Origin of the sequence: Deinococcus radiopugnans ATCC 19172, from assembly GCF_006335125.1 — a bacterium.
GTDB lineage: Bacteria > Deinococcota > Deinococci > Deinococcales > Deinococcaceae > Deinococcus > Deinococcus radiopugnans.
In genome coordinates this window covers 32,709-55,457 of record NZ_VDMO01000006.1, presented here as the reverse complement: position 1 = coordinate 55,457, position 22,749 = coordinate 32,709, and the positions used below count along the sequence as shown (strand labels likewise).

The 22,749-nt window shown below is 67.7% G+C and carries 17 protein-coding genes; 9 read left to right on the top strand and 8 right to left on the bottom strand.

Annotation, left to right across the window (positions count from 1 at the left end):
* Positions 1-29: 29 nt before the first annotated feature.
* The 5 genes from FHR04_RS20920 to FHR04_RS06745 all read right to left on the bottom strand — a co-directional run bounded on the left by FHR04_RS20920 (position 30) and on the right by FHR04_RS06745 (position 5,291).
* The gene (locus FHR04_RS20920) at positions 30-947 is read right to left on the bottom strand and encodes a phosphotransferase family protein (RefSeq protein WP_170213876.1); all 918 of its coding nucleotides are present in this window, start codon (positions 945-947) and stop codon (positions 30-32) included.
* The gene (locus FHR04_RS20915; RefSeq protein WP_170213875.1) at positions 923-2,005 is read right to left on the bottom strand and encodes a hypothetical protein; all 1,083 of its coding nucleotides are present in this window, start codon (positions 2,003-2,005) and stop codon (positions 923-925) included. The genes FHR04_RS20920 and FHR04_RS20915 overlap by 25 nt, the downstream gene beginning before the upstream one ends.
* A gap of 4 nt (positions 2,006-2,009) precedes the next feature.
* Entirely contained in the window at positions 2,010-2,450 is a 441-nt protein-coding gene (gene sufU, locus FHR04_RS06755) for a Fe-S cluster assembly sulfur transfer protein SufU (RefSeq protein WP_039682763.1), read from the bottom strand.
* Positions 2,447-3,697, bottom strand: coding sequence for an aminotransferase class V-fold PLP-dependent enzyme (locus tag FHR04_RS06750; protein WP_139401878.1), 1,251 nt, complete (start codon positions 3,695-3,697; stop codon positions 2,447-2,449). Before FHR04_RS06750 ends, sufU begins: the two co-directional genes overlap by 4 nt.
* 235 nt (positions 3,698-3,932) lie before the next feature.
* The gene (locus tag FHR04_RS06745) at positions 3,933-5,291 is read right to left on the bottom strand and encodes an FAD-dependent oxidoreductase (RefSeq protein WP_139401876.1); all 1,359 of its coding nucleotides are present in this window, start codon (positions 5,289-5,291) and stop codon (positions 3,933-3,935) included.
* Positions 5,292-5,496: 205 nt separating this feature from the next.
* On the opposite strand from FHR04_RS06745, the gene FHR04_RS06740 reads away from it, so the two are divergent.
* Positions 5,497-6,255, top strand: coding sequence for an ABC transporter substrate-binding protein (locus tag FHR04_RS06740; protein ID WP_139401874.1), 759 nt, complete (start codon positions 5,497-5,499; stop codon positions 6,253-6,255).
* Between the two features lie 234 nt (positions 6,256-6,489).
* On the top strand, positions 6,490-7,707 hold the full coding sequence (locus FHR04_RS06735; RefSeq protein WP_139401873.1) for an MFS transporter: 1,218 nt from the start codon (positions 6,490-6,492) through the stop codon (positions 7,705-7,707).
* Between the two features lie 48 nt (positions 7,708-7,755).
* Here FHR04_RS06735 and FHR04_RS06730 read toward each other — a convergent pair whose 3' ends face one another.
* Complete coding sequence (locus tag FHR04_RS06730) at positions 7,756-8,646, bottom strand: alpha/beta fold hydrolase (protein ID WP_139401871.1); 891 nt, start codon at positions 8,644-8,646, stop codon at positions 7,756-7,758.
* 893 nt (positions 8,647-9,539) lie between these two features.
* Here FHR04_RS06730 and FHR04_RS06725 point away from each other — a divergent pair.
* The 7 genes from FHR04_RS06725 to FHR04_RS06695 all read left to right on the top strand — a co-directional run bounded on the left by FHR04_RS06725 (position 9,540) and on the right by FHR04_RS06695 (position 17,796).
* Positions 9,540-12,293 carry a valine--tRNA ligase gene (locus FHR04_RS06725; RefSeq protein WP_139402135.1) on the top strand — a complete coding sequence of 918 codons (2,754 nt, stop codon included), beginning with the start codon at positions 9,540-9,542 and terminating at the stop codon, positions 12,291-12,293.
* Between the two features lie 128 nt (positions 12,294-12,421).
* Positions 12,422-13,579, top strand: a complete 1,158-nt coding sequence (locus FHR04_RS06720) for an aminotransferase class V-fold PLP-dependent enzyme (protein ID WP_139401869.1) — start codon at positions 12,422-12,424, stop codon at positions 13,577-13,579.
* Positions 13,580-13,716: 137 nt separating this feature from the next.
* Complete coding sequence (locus FHR04_RS06715) at positions 13,717-14,583, top strand: alpha/beta fold hydrolase (protein WP_139401867.1); 867 nt, start codon at positions 13,717-13,719, stop codon at positions 14,581-14,583.
* Positions 14,580-16,076, top strand: a complete 1,497-nt coding sequence (locus FHR04_RS06710; RefSeq protein ID WP_139401865.1) for a flavin-containing monooxygenase — start codon at positions 14,580-14,582, stop codon at positions 16,074-16,076. Before FHR04_RS06715 ends, FHR04_RS06710 begins: the two co-directional genes overlap by 4 nt.
* A 72-nt stretch (positions 16,077-16,148) precedes the next feature.
* Positions 16,149-16,388, top strand: a complete 240-nt coding sequence (locus FHR04_RS06705; protein WP_139401863.1) for a hypothetical protein — start codon at positions 16,149-16,151, stop codon at positions 16,386-16,388.
* Positions 16,389-16,451: 63 nt separating this feature from the next.
* A complete protein-coding gene (locus tag FHR04_RS06700) occupies positions 16,452-16,949 on the top strand; it encodes a P-loop nucleotide/nucleoside kinase family protein (RefSeq protein ID WP_139401861.1) in 498 nt (165 codons plus the stop codon).
* A 169-nt stretch (positions 16,950-17,118) separates the two neighbouring features.
* Positions 17,119-17,796 carry a Nif3-like dinuclear metal center hexameric protein gene (locus FHR04_RS06695; RefSeq protein WP_139401859.1) on the top strand — a complete coding sequence of 226 codons (678 nt, stop codon included), beginning with the start codon at positions 17,119-17,121 and terminating at the stop codon, positions 17,794-17,796.
* 195 nt (positions 17,797-17,991) lie between these two features.
* Here FHR04_RS06695 and treY read toward each other — a convergent pair whose 3' ends face one another.
* Both treY and treZ read right to left on the bottom strand, forming a co-directional pair.
* The gene (gene treY, locus FHR04_RS06690) at positions 17,992-20,889 is read right to left on the bottom strand and encodes a malto-oligosyltrehalose synthase (protein ID WP_139401857.1); all 2,898 of its coding nucleotides are present in this window, start codon (positions 20,887-20,889) and stop codon (positions 17,992-17,994) included.
* Positions 20,886-22,724, bottom strand: a complete 1,839-nt coding sequence (gene treZ, locus FHR04_RS06685; RefSeq protein WP_139401855.1) for a malto-oligosyltrehalose trehalohydrolase — start codon at positions 22,722-22,724, stop codon at positions 20,886-20,888. The genes treY and treZ overlap by 4 nt, the downstream gene beginning before the upstream one ends.
* Positions 22,725-22,749 lie beyond the last annotated feature (25 nt).

Here is a 22,749-nt window from a genome sequence, read left to right as displayed (position 1 = left end):
TTGTCCACCGGAAGGGCGGAGGCAAACCTTTACCTGGGTTTGGTCAGGGTGTCGGCGAATTCCATGTGGAGGATCGTCAGCGCCCGCTTCCCACCCTCAACATACGTGGGCCTGTCCCAGCGCAGCCCAAAGGCCATGTCCTCCAGCGCCCGGCACAGTGCGTACCACGCGGCCCGCTCGATAACCCCGGCCTCAGTCTTGCCGTACTCTGCCAGGGCCGCGTCCAGCATGGCCCGTCCGCCCCAATGAATCAGCCCCGCCAGATCGCGCGCCGGATCGCCGATGGCGGCGTCGGCCCAGTCGAGGATGCCGGTGATCTCGGCCCGGTCACTCAGGAACACGTGCTCGGCGGCCAGATCGCCGTGAATCACCGCGAGCTGCCCCGGCTGGGAGGTGGGCGTCTGATTCAAGACCTCGCGCCAACTCTGCACCTCAGGCCACTGCCTCGAGAGGGCTTCCAGATCCTCCAGCGCGGCTTCCTGCCAGTCGGAGTAAGTTGGATCGAAATCGAGCGTCAGGCCCAACGCCCGCGCCGTGCCCGCGCCCTGAGCGTGCAGGACTCGCAGAAAACGGCCCACGGAGCGCCCCACCTCTTCCCACTTGAGCAGCGGGGTTTCCAGACCCGATCTTCCCGTTAGCCGAAGCGCACCCGTGAAGGCTTCGGGAAAGTCTCTATCCGGCTGGCCGACGAACACTGGGACGGGAACCGGCAGCGGCAGGTGTGGGGCCAGCCACGTCAGCAGCCGCGCCTCCCTGAGTAAGCCCTGACCGCCCCCGCTGTGTTTCGGAAACCGAAAAACCCACCGCTGTCCCACCGCAAACGCCCGGTGATCGCCGCCCTCGCCCAGCGGCGTCACGGGCAGGGCGGCCAGGGGCGGGAACTGGCAGCGAATCAGTTTGGCCGCCCGCACCGCGTCCACGGTCAGCCCTGACGCGCAGCCAGCCACGCCCGCGCCGCCGTTTCGAGGGCCGCGAAGAAGGCGAAGTCCAGTGCCCGCGCCGCGTCGTCCGCATTCCCGGTCTGCGCGAAGGCCAGGGCCAGTTGCATGGGGGCCTCTTCTCCCTTCGTCGCGGCCAGGAATTCGACGAGGCCCAGCCCCTGCCCGTAGACATGGTTCCACTGGTTTTCCGGCACGGCGTTGAAGTCGGCCAGTTCGGCCAGGGGCACCCAGTCCTTCTGCGCGTATCCGGCCACGCGCCTCTGCTCGCTGGCCAGCGAGTCGGGCGGCCAGTACGCCCGCGCCACGAAGTCGGCCAGCCCCTCGTGCAGCCACCACGGAATACGTTTGTCGCGCCCCGGCCCCGCTGCCGCCGAGACGCTCAGGTGCGTGAACTCGTGAGACAGCACCCGCAGCAGATTCAACCGGGGATCGTCGTCTTGCGGCAGCACCAGCTTGATCGCCTCGCCCGGCTCGTTCCAGCCGCCCACGGGTTTCAGCGACAGGGCCACGCTGGCGCTGAGGGTGGCGGGGTTGGGATAGACCTTGACGGTGGCGGTGGCCGGCACGTTCAGGCCCAGCACGTCTTGAACATGGGCGGCGGCCCCAGGCAGCAGCGCCCCCACATTCGCCGCCCGGGTGCGGAGCCGCAAGTTGGGCTGGCTCAGGACATACAGCGAGAACCCGTCCGTCGGCAGCAGGGTGAGGGCCTCGCCCGCGTAGCGCCAGACCCCGCCCACCTTTTGCAGCGTTACAGGCAACTCGGATTGCGAGACCTGCCCCGGCTGCCGTTCCCAGCTCAGGTTCAACTGGGCGTGGGCCTCCGTTCCCGTTGCCTCCACGTCCGAGAACTGGTACGTGACGGTGGGCTGCGGCACCCGGCCCAGATCGGCGGCGAAGTTGGCCCCCTCCACCGCGAATGTCCCGTCTGCGTGCAAGAGCTCGCGGTACGCGGCGGCGTTCCCGGCCCGCGCTGCTGTCTGTAGCGCCCCGGCCAGGGCGTCGGGCGTGGTCTGGGCCACGGCAGAGGGCAGCAGCAGGGCGACGAGCAGCAGAGTCAGGCGCATGGGTTCAGGAGGGGCGGGCCTGTTCCAGCAGCACCTGCAAGGTCTGCCACGGCAGGGTGGCGCACTTGACGCGGGTGTGCAGGGTGTGGACGCCGCGCAGCGCCGCCAGATCGCCCAGCTCGGGGGCGGCCTCTCCGCTGCGCACCATCTCGGTGAAGGACTGGATCAGGGCGTGGGCCTCCTCCACGGTCTTGCCCTTCAGCGCCCCGGTCATCAGGCTGGCGCTGGCAACCGAGATGGCGCAGCCCTGCGCGGTGAAGCGGGCGTCCTCGATGCGTTCCCCGTCCAGCCGCAGCATCAGTTGCAGCTGATCGCCGCACGACGGGTTGTGGCCGCCCTCGGCGTGCGTGGCGTCGGGCAGATCGCCGAAGTTGCGCGGGCGGCGGTAATGCTCCATGACCACCTGCCTGTAGAGGGCCTGCATGGCGCTGCCGGGAGCGGTCATGGCGTCTCCGCGAAGAACTGCGCGATCTCGCCCAGCGCGTCGGCCAGGGCGTCCACGTCGGCGGGGGTGGTGTACACCGAGAAGCTGGCCCGCGCGGTGCTGGCCACGCCCAGCGCCCGCATCAGCGGCTGCGCGCAGTGGTGCCCGGCCCGCACGCAGATGTTCGCCTCGTCCAAGAACCCGGCGACGTCGTGGGCGTGCGCGCCCGCCACGTTGAAGCTGACCACCCCGCAGCGCCCAGAGGCCGGGCCGTACAGTTGCAGGCCGTCCACCGCGCCCAGCCGCTGCAACGCGTAGCCCAGCAGGGCCTGCTCGTGCGCCGCAACATTCGCCATGCCCAGGCCGCTCAGGTAGTCAAGCGCCGCGCCGAAGCCGATCACCTCCGCGATGGCCGGGGTGCCCGCCTCGAAGGTGTGGGGCAGCGGGGCGTAGGTGCTGTGCTGCGGGTAGACCTCGCGGATCATGTCGCCGCCGCCCTGGTAAGGGGGCAGCCCGCGCAGCGCCTCCGGGCGGGCCAGCAGCAGGCCCACGCCGCTCGGCCCCAGCATCTTGTGGGCGCTCAGGACGTAGAAGTCGGCGCCCAGCTCCGTCAGGTTCAGCGGCAGGTGGGGGGCCGCCTGCGCGCCGTCCAGCAGGATCGACACGCCGCGCGCGTGGGCCAGTTCCACCAGTTGCCGCGCCGGATGCACCGTGCCCAGCGCGTTGCTGACGTGTTGCAGGGCCACAAATTTCACGGGCAGCTCGCGCAGCTTGCGTTCGTAATCCTCTAGGTCAAGGCGGCCATCCGGCGTCATCGCCACCGCCTCCACCCGCGCGCCGCGCCCCCCGGTGACCAGATGCCACGGCACCAGGTTGGCGTGGTGTTCCAGCTCGCTGACCAGCACCACGTCGCCGGGGTTCAGGTGAACCTGGCCCCAGCTGTGCGCCACCAGATTGATCGCCTCGGTGGCGTTGCGCGTGAAGACCACGCCGTCACGCGACGGCGCCCCGAAGAACTGCGCGGCCTGATCGCGCACCGCCTCGAAACGGTCGGTGGCGCGGGCCGACAACCCGTAAGCCCCCCGGTGGATGTTGGCGTAGTCGTGGGCGTAGAACCCGGCGATGGCGTCAATGACGGCGGCGGGCTTCTGGCTGGACGCGGCGGAATCCAGAAACACCAGTTCCGGGCGGTGGGCGAACACGGGAAAATCGGCCCTGACCTCCAGCAGCGGGGCGGGAGGCGGGACAGCTGCGGACGGCTGAGTCATGAAACGCTCCTTGGCAGGGCGAAGACGCCTGTCTGTCGGCTCAGGCTATCAGCCCCGCTGCGGGGCATTCCAGGCCAGAGCGCCCGCCGCCAGTCTTGTTAAACGGATTCCGTTTGTTTTGTGTAGGAACCGGGAGAGCGCCGGTTCCTACACTCCACGTCCGGAACCCGTTTTTCTCTTTCTCGCTCCGCTCGGATTTCCAGGTGTTTCCAACACCTTTCAATCGGAGTCCGTATTACTCCTGCTTCTTGCCGATCTCGCGGCTCAGGCGGTCGGCGGCCACCAGCAGCACGTCCCACACGCCGGAGAAGGGCGGGGCGTAGGACAGATCCATCTCGAACAGATCCTGCACCTTGCCGCGCCCGTGCAGCAGCGCGGCGATCACGTCCACCCGCTTGACGCTCTCGTGGTTGTTGCAGACCAGTTGCGCGCCCAGCAGGCGGCCCGTGACGCGCTCGGCGGTCAGGCGCACGTAGATGGGTTTGGCCGTCGCGTAGTACCCGGCGTGATCGGTGCTGCTGACGTCCACGCTGACGGCCTTGAGGCCCAGCGCGTCGGCCTCGGATTGGGTCAGGCCGGTGCGGGCCGCGCCCAGCGCGAAGGTCTTGAAGATGCTGCTGCCCACCACGCCGGGGAATGTGGCGTCGCCCCCGGCCATGTTCACCCCGGCCACCCGGCCCATGCGGTTGGCGGTCAGCCCCAGCGGGATATGCACCCGGCGGCGCGTGACCCGGTGGGTGGACTCGGTGTTGTCTCCTGCTGAATACACGCCCTCCACACTGGTTTCTTGGCGAATGTTCACCGCCACCGCCCCGGTCTTGCCAATCCGCGCCCCCGCCGCGCGGGCCAGCCCCACGTTCGGGCGCACGCCCACCGCCACGATCACCACGTCGGCGCGGATCAGGCCGTGATCGGTCTGCACGCCGGTCACGTGGCCGCCTTTGCCAGTCAGGCTCTCGACGGTGGTGCCGCAGCGAATCTCCACGCCGTTGCCCTCCAACTCGGCCCGCACGCGCCGCTGGTAGTCGCGGTCTAGCATGCGCCCGGCCACCTCCGGCCCCTTTTCCACCACCACCACGCTCAGGCCCCGGCAGTGCAGCGTCTCGGCCAGCTCCAGCCCGATGTAGCCGCCGCCCACGATCACGGCCCGCTTCGCCTTCTGGAGACTGGCCTCGATGGCCTGCCCGTCTGGGATGTCGCGCAGGACATGCACGCCGCCCAATTCGGTCTGCGCCCAGTCGGGGCGAATGGCCGAGACCCCGGTGGCGATCAGCAGTTTGTCGTACGGCTCCACGGCGCTGCGCCCGGACGCGTGATCCACCACGGTGATGGTGCTGGCCCCCGCGTCCACGCCCGTCACCTCGTGGCGCAGGCGGACGCCGATGCCACGGGCACGCATCTGATCCGGCGTGCGGGCGATCAGGTCACCAAAGCTGTCCACGTCGCCGCCCAGCACGTAGGGCAGGCCGCAGGCCCCGTAGCTGATGTACTCGCCGCGCTCGTAGACCACCACGTCGGCCTCCGGGTTCTGCCGCATGGCGCGGCTGGCCGCACTCATGCCCGCCGCCACGCCGCCCACAATCACGATTCGCATGCGGCAGTCTAGGGGGTGCCCCGCCCGACTTTGGGGTGTGCCGTGACGCTTCTCTTGCTGCAGCGCAGGAGGCACGTCGCCTGACCGCCCATCTGAGGCCCACGCTTTTTCAGGACGCTACAATGCCGGTCATCAACCACATGCCCGGCGTCTTTTCCAGAGATTTCGGGTTCAACACGGACGAACACTGTCCAGAGGAGTTCACATGAAAAGAGCCATCCTGACCCTGACCGCTCTCGCCGTCCTCGCCACCACCGCCCAGGCCCGCACCTGGGACGCCATCAAGGGGAGCGGCACCATCAAGATCGCCACCGAGGGCGCCTTCCCTCCGTTTAACGTGCTGGAGGGCAAGAAGCTGACCGGCTTCGAGGTCACGCTGGCCGAGGCGCTGGCCAAGGAGCTGGGCCTGAAGGTGGAGTGGACGACGCAGCCCTTCGACAACCTGCTGATCGGGTTGCAGCAGGACCGTTACGACTTCGTGATCGCCAGCCACGGCATCACGCCGCAGCGGGCCAAGGCCGTGGATTTTTCTAACCCGCACTACTGCACCGGGGGCGCGATTGTCGCCAAGCCCGGCGGCCCCATGACGGCGGCTGATCTGGCCGGCAAGTCGGTGGCCGTGCAGGTGGGCACCACCTATCTGGAAAACGTCCGCAAGGTGCCGGGCGTGGGCGACATCAAGACCTTCCCCAAGGACACCGACGCCCAGGCCGCGCTGATGTCGGGCCGCGTAGACGCCTGGGTGGGCGACAAGTTCACCGGTATCGATCTGGTCAAGGCCCAGAAGGGCAAGGTCAAGCAGGGCGACCTGCTGTTCAAGGAGAGCATCGCCATGGCCGTCAAGAAGGGCAACAGCAGCCTGCTGAAAGAGCTGAACTCGGCGCTGGAAAAGGCCCTGAACAACGGCACCTACGCCAAGATCAGCAACCAGTATTTCGGCCAGGACATCCGCTGCCGCAACTGAGCGGCTCAGGTTCCTAAACAATTGGGCGGCGGTTCCTGCGGGGGCCGCCGCCCTCTGCTGCACCGCCGGACGCCCACTCAGCTTTTCAGTACACTGGTTTCAGCCTCAACCCTGGGGTGATGTATCCATGTCAACAGCCCTCTGACCCTCCACGTCAAGAATCTGCGCGCCTGAAACTGAGGTGGCGCACGTGTCCTCGTGACCAGACCGGGCTGTTGAACCCCAGGGAAGAATATGTTGAGAAAAAATGACCCCACGCGGGTCTATCTGACGCTGTCGGCGGGTCTGTCGTTCGCCTTTGCCCTGGCCTTTACGCTGCAAGGGTTGTATTTCGTGACGGTGGCGGGCCTGAACCCGCTGCAACTGCTCCTGATCGGCGCGGCGCTGGAGGGGGCCGCCTTCGTGCTGGAAGTGCCGACGGGCGTGGTGGCCGATGTGTACTCGCGCCGCCGCTCGGTGATTCTGGGCTGCCTGTGCCTGGGCGCGGCCATGCTGCTGGTGGCCGCCTTTCCGGTGTTCTGGGCGTTGCTGCTGACCCAGATCGTCTTGGCGGCGGGCTACACCTTCCTCAGCGGCGCGCAGCAGGCGTGGCTGGCCGACGAGGTGGGCGAGGGGCGGGCGGCCGGGCTGTACCTGCTGGGCAGCCAGTACGGGCGGGCGGCGGGCCTGGCCGGCATCGCGGCGACGGCGGGTCTGGCGACGCTGGGCCTGCACGTTCCGATTCTGGTGGGCGGCGCGGTGGCCCTGTGCCTCGCGCTGTATCTGTGGCTGCGAATGCCCGAAGACGGCTTTGCCCCGGCCCCACGCGAGGAACGCCAAAGTTGGGCGGCGTTGTCCGCCACTTTCCGTCAGGGTGTGACCGAGGTGCGCGCCAGCCGCGTGCTGACCCTGCTGATGCTGAGCGCCGTGCTGTACGGGGCGAGCAGCGAGGCGCTGGATCGCCTGAACGAATTTCTGCTGGTTGTGGAGGTGGGCCTGCCCGGCGGCCTGAGCGCCGCGAACTGGTTCATTGTGCTGGCGATCATCGTTCAGCTTGTCGGGCTGGCCGTCACTGAACCGCTGCGCCGCCGCATCCATCCAGCCGATGCGCGGGCGGCGGCGCTGGCCCTGCGCTGGGTGTTGGGCCTGAGCGTGGCGGCGCTGCTGGCCTTCGCCTACGCGCCGGGTTTCGGCTGGGCGGCGGGGGCGCTGGTGGTTCACGGCGTGCTGCGCGGGCTGTACTCGCCGCTGTACGACGCGTGGATCAATCGGGGCCTCAATCCGGCGTCGCGCGCCACGGTCAATTCCATCGCCTCGCAGGCCGACGCGCTGGGACAGGTGACGTTCGGCCCGGTGTTCGGGGTGCTGGGCAACGTGCTGGGGGTACGCTCGGCCCTGGCGCTGGCCGCGCTGGTGCGGGTGCCTGCGCTGCCGTTGCTGGGGCGGGCAGGTGGGGGGAGAACATCAGGCTGAATAGTCAGAGGGGGCAGCCGTTGCTGGCTGCCCCCTCTCGCAATCCGTTTACTTCAGCGTGCTTGCCCAGTCCAGAATGGCGCGATTGGCCGCTGGGGCGTTTTCGTAGATGGCGGCGTGGGCCGCGCCGGGAATCAGCACCAGCTTGCTGCCTGCGATGTTCTGCTGCATCTTCATGGCGAAGGGCGGTGGGTACACCGTGTCCTCCACGCCCTCCAGAATCAGGGTGGGCACGGTGATGCTCGCCAGCGTGGGCAGCGAGTCGAGCCGCTCGGACAGCGCTTTGGCTCCCGCCACGTCGCCGGCCACACTGGCCTGCCGCACGATGTCCCCGAGGAACTTCACGTCGCCGGGTTTGTTCAGGCGGGTCACGCCGGTCAGCATGTCCTTGAGCAGTTCGCCCACCAGCGACTGCGGGCCGTAGGTCACGGCCTTCTGCGCCATGCCGCCCCACAGGGCCTTTTCCACCACGTTGGCGGGGTTGGCGATGGTATCGATCAGCAGCATGCCCTTGAAGCGCTCGGGGGCGGTGCGGTACATCTCGAAGACGATGGGGCCGCCCATCGACATGCCGCCGATGATCGCGCTGGGCACGTTCAGCTGATCCATGACCGCCAGCGCGTCTTTGGCGTAGGTCTGGATGGAGCCGGCGTCGTCCGCCGGCGCCACGCTCTGGCCGTAGCCCCGGTGGTCAATGGTGATGACCCGGTAGCCCGCATTCGCCAGCGCGTCGCGGTTGCGCGAGAACAGTTCGCCGCTCAGGGGGTAGCCGTGCAGCAGCAGCATGGGCGTGCCGCTGCCCTGCGAGACGTAGTGAATCTGCGCGCCGTTCACGGCCAGCATGCCTTCCTGCCGCATCCCATCGTTGCCGCCGGCCAGCGCCGCGCCGGAAAGAAGGGTCAGGGTCAGGGCCAACTTGCTCTTGTGTGCTTGCTTCATGAAAAACCTCGGCGACGGGGCCGCGTGCCTGGGGTCAGGCGTCCACGTCGTTTTGACTGCCCGAGTAGGTTAGGGAACCGCTGGCCGAGGCGGAGGAGACGGCATTTATCCCCCCTTTGAAGTCGGCCCAAAATAAAGGTTTCCTCTTGATCCAGACGGCCAGCGCGGCGGTTCTGGGGGCCGGGAGCCTCCGCCATCTGGTGGATGTCATTCCCCCGCGCCGCCGCGTATACTGGCCGGGCAGTGACCGGGAGGAGTACCCGTGCCCATGCGCCCACAGGAAATTCAGCGCGCGACTGAGACGCTGGACGGGAACGCAGCCGGAGAAAGTCGCCCGCGAGCGAGACGGAAGAACCCCCGCCCCTGTCTCATCAACAGGTGGGAAGTAGACCCGTCCGGGTGCGCCCGCCACAGCGCGTTCAGAGCGCCCACCATGCAGGTGGGAATTGCGGTGGTACCACGGGACACGTCACCTTCACGTCTCGTCCGCGCACGGAGCAATCCGGCGGACGGGACGTTTTTTCGTTTCTTGAACGGGGGGGATGGTTTTGTTCGACGACTGTTTTGATTTTGATGAAGGCCCCCACTTTTTTCCGTTTCTTCTGGGTGGCGGCTTGCGGTTTAACCCCTCTGCTTCGCAGCTCTGCGAGTCCGCCTCTGCGGGGCACCTCCCCTCAAGGGGAGGCAAGGAGACTGCGCCGTGGCACGACCAACTGCCACTCTTGGCTCCCCTTGAGGGGAGCTGGCAGCGAAGCTGACTGAGGGGTTAAGCCGCAAGCCGCCACCCTTAAAACTGAGAACTGATTTCACCTCCTCCCAAACCAACACCCAACCCCTCTCCAGGAGACCCGCCCATGACTGACCTGCCCGAATCCACCACGCCCGAATCCCCCATGCCCGAAACCAGCGCCGCCGAGAACGACTCCGTCCTCGCCAAGCAGTTCGATCCCTCTGCCGTCGAGCCGGGCTGGGCGGCGAGGTGGCGCAACGAGCCGTTCCGAGCCGACGCCACCAGCGGGCGCGAACCGTTCACCATCGTGATTCCGCCGCCCAACGTGACGGGCAACCTGCACCTGGGCCACGCGCTGGACAACACGCTGATCGACACCCTGATCCGTTACAAGCGCATGGCGGGCTTCGAGGCGCTGTACCTGCCGGGCATGGATCACGCCGGGATCAGCACGCAGGTGGTGGTGGAAAAGCAGTTGCGCGAGCAGGGCATCTCCCGCCACGATCTGGGCCGCGAGCGATTTCTGGACAACGTCTGGGAGTGGAAGGCCGAGTCCGGCGGCATCATCCTGAACCAGCTCACGCGCCTGGGCGTCAGCGCCGACTGGACGCGCGAGCGCTTCACGATGGACGAGGGCCTGAGCCGGGCCGTCCGCGCCCAGTTCGTGCGGCTGTACCACGACGGCGCGGCGTACCGGGGCGAGCGCATCGTCAACTGGGACGTGGCCGCCCAGACCACCCTGTCCGAACTGGAAATTGACCGTGAGGTTCGCAAGGGCAAGATGACCACGCTGTCATACAAGCTGGAAGACGCGGAGGCCGCCCCCAGCAACGGCGAGGCGGGCGAGATTCTGATTGCCACCGTGCGCCCCGAAACGATCTTCGCCGATCAGGCCATTGCGGTGCATCCCGAAGACGAACGGTTCACGCATCTGGTGGGGCAGCGGGCGCGCATTCCCCTGACAGACCGCTTTATTCCGATCATCGCCGACGCCGCCGTGGAAATGGACTTCGGGGTGGGCGCCCTCAAGATCACCCCGGCGCACGATCCTACCGACTTCGAGATCGGCGAGCGGCACGGACTGGCGCGGCCCAGCGTGATCGATCTGGAGGGGAACCTGACCTCCGATCTGGTGCCGAAGGGGTTCCGGGGCCTGGAACGCTTCGCCGCACGCAAGGCGGTGGTCAAGGCGTTGACCGACTCCGGTGATCTGCTGGAGGAGAAAGACCACGACACCGCCATCGGCCTGAGCGAGCGGACGAAGGTGCCGGTGGAGCCGATTATCAGCACCCAGTGGTTCGTCCACATGAAACCCTTCGCAGATCAGGTGCTGGCCGGGCTGGACGCCGGAGATATGCGCCTCGTGCCGGAGCGGTACAGCAAGGTCAACCGTGACTGGCTGGAGAACATCCGCGACTGGAACATCTCGCGGCAGCTGTGGTGGGGCCACCAGATTCCGGCGTGGTACGACGCTTCAGGAAACATTTACGTCCCCGATCCCGAGAACCCCGAACTGGACTGCGATCAGGATCCGCGTTACGCCCATCTGGAACTGCGCCGTGACCCGGACGTGTTCGATACCTGGTTTTCCTCCAACCTGTGGCCCTTTTCCACCCTGGGCTGGCCCGACACCGACAGCGAGGATTTCCGCAAGTTCTACCCGACGCAGGTGCTGGTCACCGGCTACGACATCCTGTTTTTCTGGGTGGCGCGCATGCAGATGGCCGGTTACGGGCTGACCGGGCAGGCCCCGTTCAACACCGTGATGCTGCACGGCCTGTACCTGGACGCCAAGGGCCAGAAGATGTCCAAGAGCAAGGGCAATGGGATTGATCCGCTGGAACTGTTCGAGCAGTACGGTGTGGACGCCTGTCGCTTCGCCTTCGCTTTCCTGTCTACCGGCGGACAGGACATCCGCCACGACGCGCGGCGTTTCGAGCAGGGGCGCAACTTTGCCAACAAGCTGTGGAACGCGGCCCGCTTCGCTTTAATGCGGCTGGGCGAGGCGATTCCGAAACTGGAGGGCAACGACGATCTGACCGCCTACGTCCGCAGCCTGACGCCCGATGCCCCCAGCGCGGAAATGCGCAGCAGGGACGTGCTGACCGCGCTGGTGGCCCGCGACGATCTGACCCCGGCAGACCGCTGGATCATCAGCCGCCTGAACGCCGTGACCGCCGAGGCCAGCGCGCAACTGGACGCCTTCGATCTGGGCGCGGCGATCCGCACGCTGTACGCCTTTACCTGGGACGAGTTCTGCGACTGGTACATCGAGGCCGCCAAGCCCGCGCTGGCCGAGGGCCGACTGGGCAGCATGGCGACGCTGAAGGCCGTGCTGGAACACATCCTGAAGCTGCTGCACCCCTTCATGCCGTTCATCACCTCCGAGGTCTACGCCGCGCTGGGCCACCGCCGCCAGCTGGCGCTGCACGCCTGGCCGCAACCGGTGGACGCCCTGCACGACGCCGACGCCACCCGCACCTTTGGCGGCCTGCGCGACGCGGTGGCTGCCGCCCGCAGCCTCAAGAACGAGCTGGGCCTGTCGCCGCAGGATCGGCTGGGCGTCGTCGTGGAGGGCGAGCAGGCCGGCACGGTGGCCGAGAATGCCCGCGTGGTGGAGAGCATTGCCCGCGTGAAGCTGGTGGAGGCGCTGGAAGGCCGCACCCTGTCTGCCGTGGAAGGCGGCGTGACCGTCCGCGCCCCGCTGGAGGGCACGGTGGACATCGCCGAGTGGCTGGGCAAGCAGAAAAAGCGGCTGGCCGAGCTGGACAGGCAGATCAAGCAGGCGCAGGGCAAGCTCGGCAATGAGGGCTTCGTGGCCCGTGCCCCCGCCGAGGTGATCGAGGAGGAGAAACGCCGCGTGCAGGACTTCGGGGCGCAGAAGGAGCGGTTAGAGGGCGTGCTGGCGCAGTTCTGAGACGGCGTTCTCGCTGAGGGCGCAAGCCTGATGCTGGAAACGGGACGCTTGCTTCCACTTTTGGGTCATACTTAGAAGTGGAAGCAATTTTCGATTATTCCTACTTTCCCCCACCCCAAGGAGACGCCATGCCCCCCCTTCGCCCCGACATTGACCCCAACGGCCTGCTGGAATACTCGGTGGTGTTCACAGACCGTTCCCTCAACCACATGTCCGCAGCGTTTCAGGCGGTGATGACTGACCTGTCGCGTGAACTGAAGGCGGTCTACCACGCCGACGCTGTGGCGATCATTCCGGGTTCGGGCACGTCCGCGATGGAGGCGGTGGTGGATCAACTGGCGCAGGGCCAACCCTGCCTGGTGGTGCGCAACGGCTGGTTCAGCTACCGCTGGTCACAGATTTTCGAGATGAGCCGTGTGCCGGGAGCCGTGACGGTGCTTCAGGCGCGGGAGCAGGGCGACGGGCGGCAGGAGCCGTTTGCGCCCCCGCCCATCGAGGAAGTGGTGGAGGCCATTCGCCGCGAGAAGCCCGCGCTGGTCTTCGCGCCGCATGTGGAAACGTCGTCGGGGATCATCCTGCCGGAGGAGTACATCCGTCAGATGGCGGGGGCCGCGCATGAGGTCGGCGGCCTGCTGGTCATCGACTGCATCGCCTCCGGCTGCGTGTGGCTGGACATGGCCGATCTGGGCATCGACGTGCTGATCACCGCGCCGCAGAAGGGCTGGAGCAGCACGCCCTGCGCCGGCATCGCGCTGCTGAGCGCGGCAGCGGTCACGCGGGTGGACGCCACCGATTCGGTCAGCTTCACCCTGGATCTGAAAAAGTGGCTGAACCTCATGCGCGCCTACGAGGGCGGCGGCTTTGCGTACCACGCCACGCTGCCCACCGACGGCCTGCGCCAGTTCCGCGACACCGTGCTGGAGATGGGGGCCTTTGGCTTCGAGAAGGCGCAGGACGCGCAGTGGGAGCTGGGCAACCGGGTGCGCGAGGTGCTGAAAGCGGCAGGCTTTTCGAGCGTCGCCGCTGAGGGGTTCAAGGCTCCCGGCGTGGTGGTCAGCTACACCGACAACGACGCCATCCAGAGTGGCCAGGCGTTCCGCGAGGCGGGCCTTCAGATCGCGGCGGGTGTGCCGCTTCAGGTAGGAGAGGGGCCGGACTTCAAGACCTTCCGCGTCGGCCTGTTCGGGCTGGACAAGCTGGCGGACGTGGACGGGGCGGTAGAGCGCTTTGAGACTGGACTGCAAGAGGTCCTGGCGCGACAGGAGCCTGTGTCGGCAGGGCGCTAGCAGACCATTCGGGGGCGCGCGGCGGGGAGACCTGTCCGCGCCCTTCGTCTTGCAGGTTGAAGCTGCGTTTCCTCACGGCACGCCCGTTGATAGCGCGGCAGCCTTTCTCTGAATCCATCCTTTTTCTGGAGGACGTTATGACCGCTGCCGAATCCCCACCTCAACCCTTATCGCCTCAATTCCTGAACGTGGGCGGCATCCGCACTCGCCACGTCACGGGCGGTGAGGGGCGGCCCGTCGTCCTGCTGCACGGCATTGGCCGCAGCCTGGAGGATTTTGAGCCGACGATCCGGGCGTTATCTGGCACCCACCGCGTCTATGCCCCGGACTTAATCGGTTTCGGTTACACCGACAAGCCGCAGGTGAACTACAGCCTGCCGGGGCTGGCGCGCTTCGTGCAGCACTATCTGGACGCGGTGGGCGAGACGCGGCCCGTGACCCTGATCGGCAACTCGCTGGGCGGGGCGGTGGCGCAGACCTTCGCGGTGATATACCCGGAGCAGACGCGCGGGCTGGGGCTGGTCAACTCCGCCGGATTCGGGCGGGACGTGGCCCTGGCCCTGCGCCTGTGCGCGCTGCCGGGGCTGGGTGAGCGGCTGCTGGCCCCCGGTCCGGCCAGTGCGCGGCGCGTGACCCGCAGCCTGTTCGCCTCGCCCGCCTTCGCCACGCCGGAGCGCGTCGCACATACGCTGGCCCTCGCGCGGCAACCCGGCGCAGCGCGGGCCTTTCTGTCGGTGCTGCGCTCTATCGGCACGGTGCGCGGGGCGCAGGCGGAGTGGCAGGCGAAGCTGGCCGGGCGGCTTCCAGCGCTCAAGCGGCCCACCCTGATCGTCTGGGGAGACCGTGACGAAATTTTGCCCGCCCACCATCTGGAGGCCGCGCGCCGCACGCACCCGCACGCCGCCGTCCACCTGTTCACGCAGACCGGCCACGTTCCGCAGATCGAGCGAGAGGCGGAATTCAACGCCCTGCTGCACGCCTTTCTGGAGCACAATAGGCTATGACCCCTCACGCGGCCACCCATCACGGCATCGCCATTCTGGGCGCAGGTTTTGCGGGGCTGGGCACGGCGCTGGAGCTGAAACGGCGCGGCGTCCACGACTTCGTGGTCTTCGAGCGCGGCGCGGAGGTGGGCGGCACCTGGCGCGACAACACCTACCCCGGCTGCGCCTGTGACGTCAAGAGTGACCTGTACTCTTTCTCGGGGGTGCCCAATCCCGACTGGAGCCACCGCTACGCCCGCCAGCCCGAAATTCTGGCGTACCTGAAAAAGACCGCCAGCGAACAGGGCCTGCGCCCGCACATCCGTTTCGGCACCGAGCTGCAAGAGGCCCGCTGGGACGAGGAGGAGGGCCTGTGGCGCATCCGCACGGGTGGGGGCGACTTCACGGCCCGCGTGCTGATCTCCGGTCACGGCCCGCTGATCCAGCCGAAATGGCCGGACATTCCAGGGCTGGACAGCTTTGTGGGCGAACGGTTCCATTCGGCGCAGTGGAACCACGACGTGGAACTGCGCGGCAAACGGGTGGCGGTCATCGGCACCGGGGCCTCGGCCATCCAGTTCATTCCCGAGATTCAGCCCGTCGTGGAGCACCTCACGGTCTTCCAGCGCACCCCGCCGTGGGTGATGCCGCGCATGGATGAGGAAACCTCGCCGCGCCGCCGCGAACTGTTCCGGCGCTACCCGGCCCTGCAACGCCTGTCGCGCCAGTGGATTTTCCTGAACGCGGAGGCACGGCATCTCGGGTTCTCCAACCCGAAAGTGGGCGCCATGATGGAGAAGTTCGGCCACCAGCATCTGGAGGCGCAGGTGGCCGATCCGGAACTGCGCCGCAAGCTGACCCCCGACTACCGCGTGGGCTGCAAGCGCATCCTGATCAGCGACGACTACTACCCGGCGATGGTTCAGCCCAACGTGGAACTGGTGACGGAGGCCATCACGGAGGTTCGGGGCCATGAGCTTCTGACCGCCGACGGGCAGGCCCGCGCCTTTGACGTCCTGATCGGCGGCACCGGCTTCAACGCCACGCAGCCGCCGATGGCCCGGCTGATCGTGGGGCGCGGGGGCCAGCGGCTCTCCGGGGCCTGGGCCACGCACATGGAGGCGCTGCACGGCACGGCGGTGGCTGGCTTTCCCAACCTGTTCCTGCTGGTGGGGCCGAACACCGCGCTGGGCCACAACTCCATCGTGTACATCATCGAGGCGCAGATCGGCTACATCCTGCGGGCGCTGGGGCATATGGACGCCGCGCACCTGCTGAGCCTGGAGCCGACGCCGGAGGCGCAGCGCGACTACAGCGACGCCTTGCAAGAAAAGTTGCGCGAGTCGGTGTGGGTGCAGGGCGGCTGCACCAGCTACTATCTGGACGCCAGCGGCAGGAACAGCACGCTGTGGCCGGAGCGGGCCTCAAGCTTCCGGCGCACGCTGGGCCGCTTCGATCCGGCGCTGTACCGGGAGCGCCTCAGCCCGCGCCCCTTGCCCCCGCTGCTGAGGTGAAGAAACCATTTACGGTGTGCCTGTTGGGGTTTCTCTCACTCCCTGGGCCACCGTCTGGGGCACGCTGAGGCCATGACTGATTCCAAGAAGCCTGAAAATCCCACCTTCAGCACCGACATGACCGACAAGCAGCGCACGGCGGTACGGGGCGAGACCCCACGTGGCGCGAAAGTCGAGCAGGGCGCCCACATGTCGCAGGACACCGTGGACGAGAACATCGAGCGCGATTCCTCGGCGGGCTTCGTCGATCCCGGCGGCTGGAAAGGTGTGGACTACGACAAGAAGTCCGAGCAGGAAGACGACAAGAAGTAAGTGTTTCTCTTGTGAAGGCGGCCCCGGCAGTGTTGCGGGGCCGCCTTCCGTTAGGGTTGATCCATGCCCACCCTCTTTCTGTTGATCGGCCTGCCGGGTGCCGGCAAGACCACGCTGGCGCGGCGGCTGGAGACGGAATATGCGGCCCTGCGTCTGACGCCCGACGAGTGGATGAACCCTTTGTTCGGCGCAGGTGAATCCAGGGAACGGCGCTGGATTCTGGAATCCCAGTTGCTGTGGGGCGTGGCGGCGCGGGCTTTGATGCTGGGCGTGAACGTGATTCTCGATTACGGCTGCTGGGCGAAGGAGGAACGCGACTTCTTCCGCACCCGCGCCGCCGAATTACAGGTCTGTTTCGAGCTGCATGTGCTGGACGTGCCGCTGGACATGCTCTGGCGACGGCTGGAGGCCCGGAATCTCGATCTGCCGCCCGACACCTTCCCGGTCACGCGGGCCGAACTGGAGGAGTGGGCAGGCTGGTACGAGGTGCCTGCGCCGGAGGAGTTGACAGCGACGGAGCAGCCCTCCTTCACCGCTAAAGTCTGGACGTGGAACGAATGATACGGATTCCGCTTAATTCCTTAACCCATCGGGAAAGCGCCGCTGGGTTAATCCATACGCGGGACCCGTCTTCTTTCCTCCTCGCGTCGTCGCGGACAGACGCCCATGAGGACGCTGCTCCTCCCGCTCGGATTTCATCGTTTTTGCAAACGATTCAATCGGAATCCGCATGACCCCGCCCTCCCTGCACGGGCTGGCCGACTGGTTGCGCGCGGAATTTGGCGAACGGGAACCGCTCAAGCGCGGTGGGCCGCCCCAGGTGCAGCGGCTGGCCCTGGCCCTGGAACCCGCCGATCTGCCGCCCGAAGTGGACGCGGACGCGCTGTTCGTCCACCGTTCGCTGCGGGTGGGGGAGAGGTGGCCCGGTCTGGGCGTGCTGGGCGTCCACGACGGTTTCGATCTGGCGCTGACGACGGGGCCGAACCACCGGCTGGCCCGCGCGCTGGGCTGGCGTGACGTGCGGGAAGTGGTCTGGAAGGGGGAACTGAAAGGGATCACGGCCACGCCTCCGCAGGACAGCTGGGCCGGATTGCGCGCCGCCCTGCACGCCGAACTGGGCGGCGAGGACAGTTCGTGGCCGCCTGCTCCTGGCCCAGAGCCCTTGCGGCTGGCCCTGATGAACGCCATGAACCCCGGATTGATCGAACACGTCGCTGCTGGAGGCGTACGGGTGTACCTGACCGGGCAACTGCGCCCCTCAGCGTCTGCGGCGGCCCAGGCTCACGGTCTGGGCGTGATCGCGCTGGGCCACCGCCGCACCGAGGCGTGGGGGCTGCGCCAGCTGGCCGCAGAGTTGAGGGCGGCATTTCCCGGCCTGCACACGGAGGTCTATGGCAGCGAGGGATAGCCGAAAAAAGAAACGGGCGGCGCGTGTGTGGTGCGCGCCGCCCGTCTGATACGGATTCCGATTGAAAGGTGTTGAAAACACCTGGAAATCCGAGCGGAGCGAGTAGGAGCAGGGCGGGTTCCGGACGTGGAGTGGAGGAATCGGCGCTCTCCCGATTTCTACACGGAATAAACGGAATCCGTATGAGATCTGTGTCTACCGTTTGATCAGCAGCGCCAGTGGAAACTCCTCCAGCACCTTTGCCACCGGAATCTTGCCGCCGCGCACCCGGAAGCGCTCACCGGTCAAGACGTTTTCAAACGTGCCGGAGGCCGGGAGCGTGAGCTGGCGGTTGCCCCAGACCTCGCCCAGCGCCCAGGGTGCGGCCTGCCGGGTCAGGGTCAGGGTCAGCCGGGGAGCCACCGTGACCGCCAGCTCGTCGCCGTGCTCGCGGGCAAAGGCCAGCAGGTGCCGTCCGGCGTCGATGGGACGGTAACTGCCGTCCTCGAACACCTGGGGATGTGAGGCGCGGGCTTGCAGGGCGGCCCAGGTTACCAGGGTCTTGACCCCGCCGTCCTCGTACCCCGCCAGCAGCTTGCGGGCCAGCAGCAGCCCCGCGCCCTTCTCCAGTCGGGTCAGGCGGCGTTGCAGCGCCGGGTAGTCCACCGGCCGGCGGTTGTCGGGATCGACCAGACTCTGGTTCCAGCCCTCCGAGCCCTGGTAGGTGTCGGGAACGCCGGGGGCGGTCAGGCGGGCCAGCGTGGCGCTCAGGCCGTTCTGCGCGCCGTAGGGACTCACCAACACATGCAGGTCACGCAGCGCACCAGCAAAGCCGCTGTCAGCCAGCAGCCCGCGCACGAAGGTGTCCAGCGCCGCCTCGTAGTCCTCGTCGGGGGCGGCCCAGCTCGTCCGCAGTTTGGCCTCGCGGCTGGCCTTGAGCAGGTACGCGCTCACGCGATCTGCGAAGTCGTCCAGTTTCCCGCTCAGGGGGTACGCGCCCAGCGCTGTCTGAAGGAAGGTGTAGGCGTCCAGCGGGCTGGGGGCCAGGCCCAGTTCCTGCTCCTGGCTGCGTTCCAGGATCACGGGTGCCCAGCGGCGCACGAAGGCCCCCCAGACCTGCGGCAGCTCGCTCAAGACGTTTAAGCGGGCGCGGGTGTCCTCGCCGCGTTTGGTGTCGTGGGTGCTGCCCGACAGCATGGCGTGCGGCCACCGCTGCGCCCGTTCCTGCGCCGCCCGGTGAAAGTCCTTCAGGCGGGTGCCGAAGTGCGCCGGATCGCCGCCCACCTCGTTCAGCGACAGCAGCCGGGCGTAGCGGTAGAAGGCAGTGTCCTCCGCGCCCTTGGCCGTCACCGGGCCGGTGAGCTGCTGGAAACTCAGGGCGAAGTCGGCGTAGGCACCGCGCGTTTCGCCGTCGGGCACGTCCATGGTCAGCACCGAACCCAGGTAGTCGAACACGCTGGGATCGAGGGGGCCGCCCTCGCGGCGGTTCTGGATCTTGGCGTCGCGCACGGCCTTGGCAATCTTGCCGTTGTCGCCGGGCTCGCGCGAGCCGTCGGCACGCAGGTAGGTGCGGTACACCGGGAAGGTGGCAATGACCTCGCGCACGGCATTTCTCAGCGCCGAGAGGGTGAAGTCGCGCGAGCGCAGGTCGGTTTCGCCCAGCCGCTCCAGCGATTCGGTCAGCACGTTGACCTCGCCGGGCAGACTGACCCGCTGAATCAGCTGCTTGCCCCGGTACAGGTGCTCGCCGTAGCTCAGGCGGTCGCCGGTGAAGCGGCGGTAGATCGCACTGATCTCGTCCTCGTGGGTGGCGTCCACGAATACGCCGTTCAGCTCGGCCAGGAAGTCGTAGCCGGTGGTGCCGTGCACCGCCCAGGCTTTCGGCAACTGCTCGCCGGGTTCCAGAATCTTCTCGGCCACCACGTACAGCGGCAGCGGGCCGTGCCCCTCGGGATCCCAGTCCACGCCCAGCGCCTCGGCGGCCCCGGCCTGCAAGGCCCGGAAGTACCCGGCGGGATCGTACAGCCCGTCGGTGTGATCCAGCCGCACGCCCTGAATGACGCCATCGCGGATCAGCTCGAACAGCGTGGCGTGCGCCCACGCGAACACGCGCGGGTCTTCCATGCGCAGCGCCGCCAGATCGTTGATGTCGAAGAATCGGCGGTAATTGATCTCCTCGGCGGCCACCTTCCAGAACGCCAGACGGTAGTTCTGCTCATTGATGAGGGTATCCAGCCGCGCGGTGTCGGCGTTGATGGCACCCAGCGCGGCGTCCAGCGCCCCCCGCACCTCGGCGGAGGTGTCCAGCAGCGCCTGCAGGCGGCGGGTCATGACCTCCATTTCCTGGGCGCGCTCCAGGCGATCCTCGTCGGTCAGGGCGCCCGAGGTGCTGCGCGGCAGGTTGCTCATGCTGCGCGCCAGACTGCTCAGCTCGGCCCGCACGGCGTCGGATTGCAGTTGGGGCACGGCGTCGGGCACCGGGGAGGCGCTGGGCTGGGGCAGGGCGTCACGCGCGGCCTCCAGCACCAGCCCGATGCTGCGCGGCGACAGCGGCAGCGTGCGTTCCCAGTAGCGCAGGACGAAGCGACCCCCCGCGTGTTCCAGGCTCAGCTCGCCGTTTTCCAGCACGCGCCCGTACTGGTCGCCCAGCACCGGCAGCAGCACCTTGCCCTCCAGGGCCCGCTTCAAAGGCTGCCACGAGATGTCGAAGAAATGCGCGTAGCGGCTGCCCTGCCCGTGGGTCAGCACGTCTTCCCAGTAGCGGTTGTGGCCGCCCTGGATGCCCATGTGGTTGGGCACGAAATCCACCACGACGCCCAGGCCCAGCTCGCGTGCCCGCGCCGAGAACTGGCGCAGCCCCGCCACCCCGCCCAACTCGGGATTAACCACCGAATGATCGGTCACGTCGTAACCGTGCGGGCTGCCCGGCGCGGCGGCCCAGATGGGCGACAGGTACACGTCCGAGACGCCCAGCCGGGCCAGATACGGCAGAATCCGGCGCGCCGCCGTGAAGTCGAAGTCCGGGTTCAGTTGCAGGCGGTAGGTGGAGGCGGGCAGGTGGCCTGTTTCGGGCTGTGGGGTGTGGGGTGTGGGGTGTGGGGCGGTGGCGGTCATGCGTCTCCCAGCAGCACGGCCTCGCCAGGATTCAGGGTACTCACCTCGCGCGGCGGGGTGCCGGTCTGCTCGGAGTGCAGCACCACGCGGGTGGGGGGCGGGTGGGGCAGTCTCAGGCCGCCCAGCCTCACCGCTGCCTCGCCCACGTTCCACAGCAACAGCCGCTCGCCCGCCGGGTTGCACTGGCGCACCCACAGCACCTCGCCCTCGCTGCCCGCGCTCAGGGACTGCCGCGAATGGGGGTGCAGCGCCGGATCGTCACGGCGCAGCGCCAGCAGCGCCCGGTACAGGTCAAGGGTGCGGGCGTGTTCGCCGTCCTCCTTTTCCGTCCAGTCCAGCTTGGCGCTCTCGAAGGTGCTCCTGGCCTGCGGATCGGGCACGGCCAGCTGCGCGAAGTCGCTGAAGTACGAAAACTCCTTCTTGCGGCCCTCGGTGACCAGCTGCCCCAGCTCCCCGGCGTGATTGCTGAAGAAGGGAAACGGCGTGCTGGCCGCCCATTCCTGCCCCTGGAACAGCAGCGGGGTCATCGGCAGCGTCAGCAGCAGCGCCGACGCCCCCCGGTAGTGCGGCAGGCTGACCTGCTGGTGCTGGTGCAGGCGGTCTCCCAGCGCACGGTTGCCGATCTGGTCATGGTTCTGGATGCAATACACGAAGCTGGGCGCCTCCAGCGCGTCGGCGGGGCGGCCCCGCGCGTGTTCCTCGCCGGTGACGGCCCAGAACTGGCCCTCGTACTTCCAGCCCCGGTTGATCACCTGCGCCAGCTCCGAGGCGCTGCCCTGAAAACCGCCGTAATAGCCCTCCTGCTCGCCGGTCAGGGTGACGCGCACTTCGTGGTGGAAGTCGTCCACCCAGATGCCGTCCAGACCGTCCTCGGTGACCAGTTCCGGCAAGTTGCGGTGATCCTCGGCCAGCAGCAGGTGGGTGCCACCCAGTTCGTGCACTTCCGCCGCGAGTTCTTTCAGGATATGCACCGGGCTGTCGTCCTGCATGGCGGCGGTGGCGTCCAGGCGCAGGCCGTCAAAGCGGTACTCGCTCAGCCACATCAGCGCGTTGCCGGTCACGTAACGGCGCATGTGCGGTTCGGCGTAGTCCAGCCCCATGCCCCAGGCGTTGGAAAAGCGTTCGGTGAAGTACGTGGGGCTGTAGGCCGACAGGTAGTTGCCCGCCGGGCCGAAGTGGTTGTACACCACGTCCAAAAAGACACCCAGCCCCAGCCCGTGCGCGGCGTCGATGAACGCCATCAGCTCCTCGGGCCGCCCGTAGGGCGCGTGCGGCGCGTACAGCGCCACGCCGTCGTAACCCCAGCCGCGCTCGCCGTCGTAGGCGGCCAGCGGCATCATCTGAATGGCGGTGATGCCCAGGTCTTTCAGGTACGGCAGCCGCTCCTGCGCGGCGCGGTAGGTGCCTTCGGGGGTAAACGTGCCGACGTGCAGCTCGTAGAAGACGCACTCGTCCAGCGCGATGCCCTTCCAGTCGGTGTGCTGCCATTCGTAGGTGTCGGGGTGATCCACCTCGGCCTCGCCGTGGACGCCGTCCGGCAGAAAGCGGGCGTAGGGATCGGGGACGGCCTGCCCGTCCAGCACGAACAGATAGCGTGCGCCCGCGCCCACAGGGAGGACGATCTCAAAAAAGCAGTCGCCCAGATCGGCCATGGGGTACAACGTGCCGTTCACCCGGACCTGCACGGCGGTGGCGGTGGTGCTCCAGACCCGGAAGCGCGTCTGCTGGCCGCCGGGGAGCAGGTGAGCGCCCAGCCGCGTCTCGGGAGCGTCGTGGTGTGGGGAGGTCACGGGGGCGGCCGCGTTTTTGTTCCGGTCTCGTGAGGGGGTGGTCATACGCTTGCTCCTTCCAGCTTGCCCT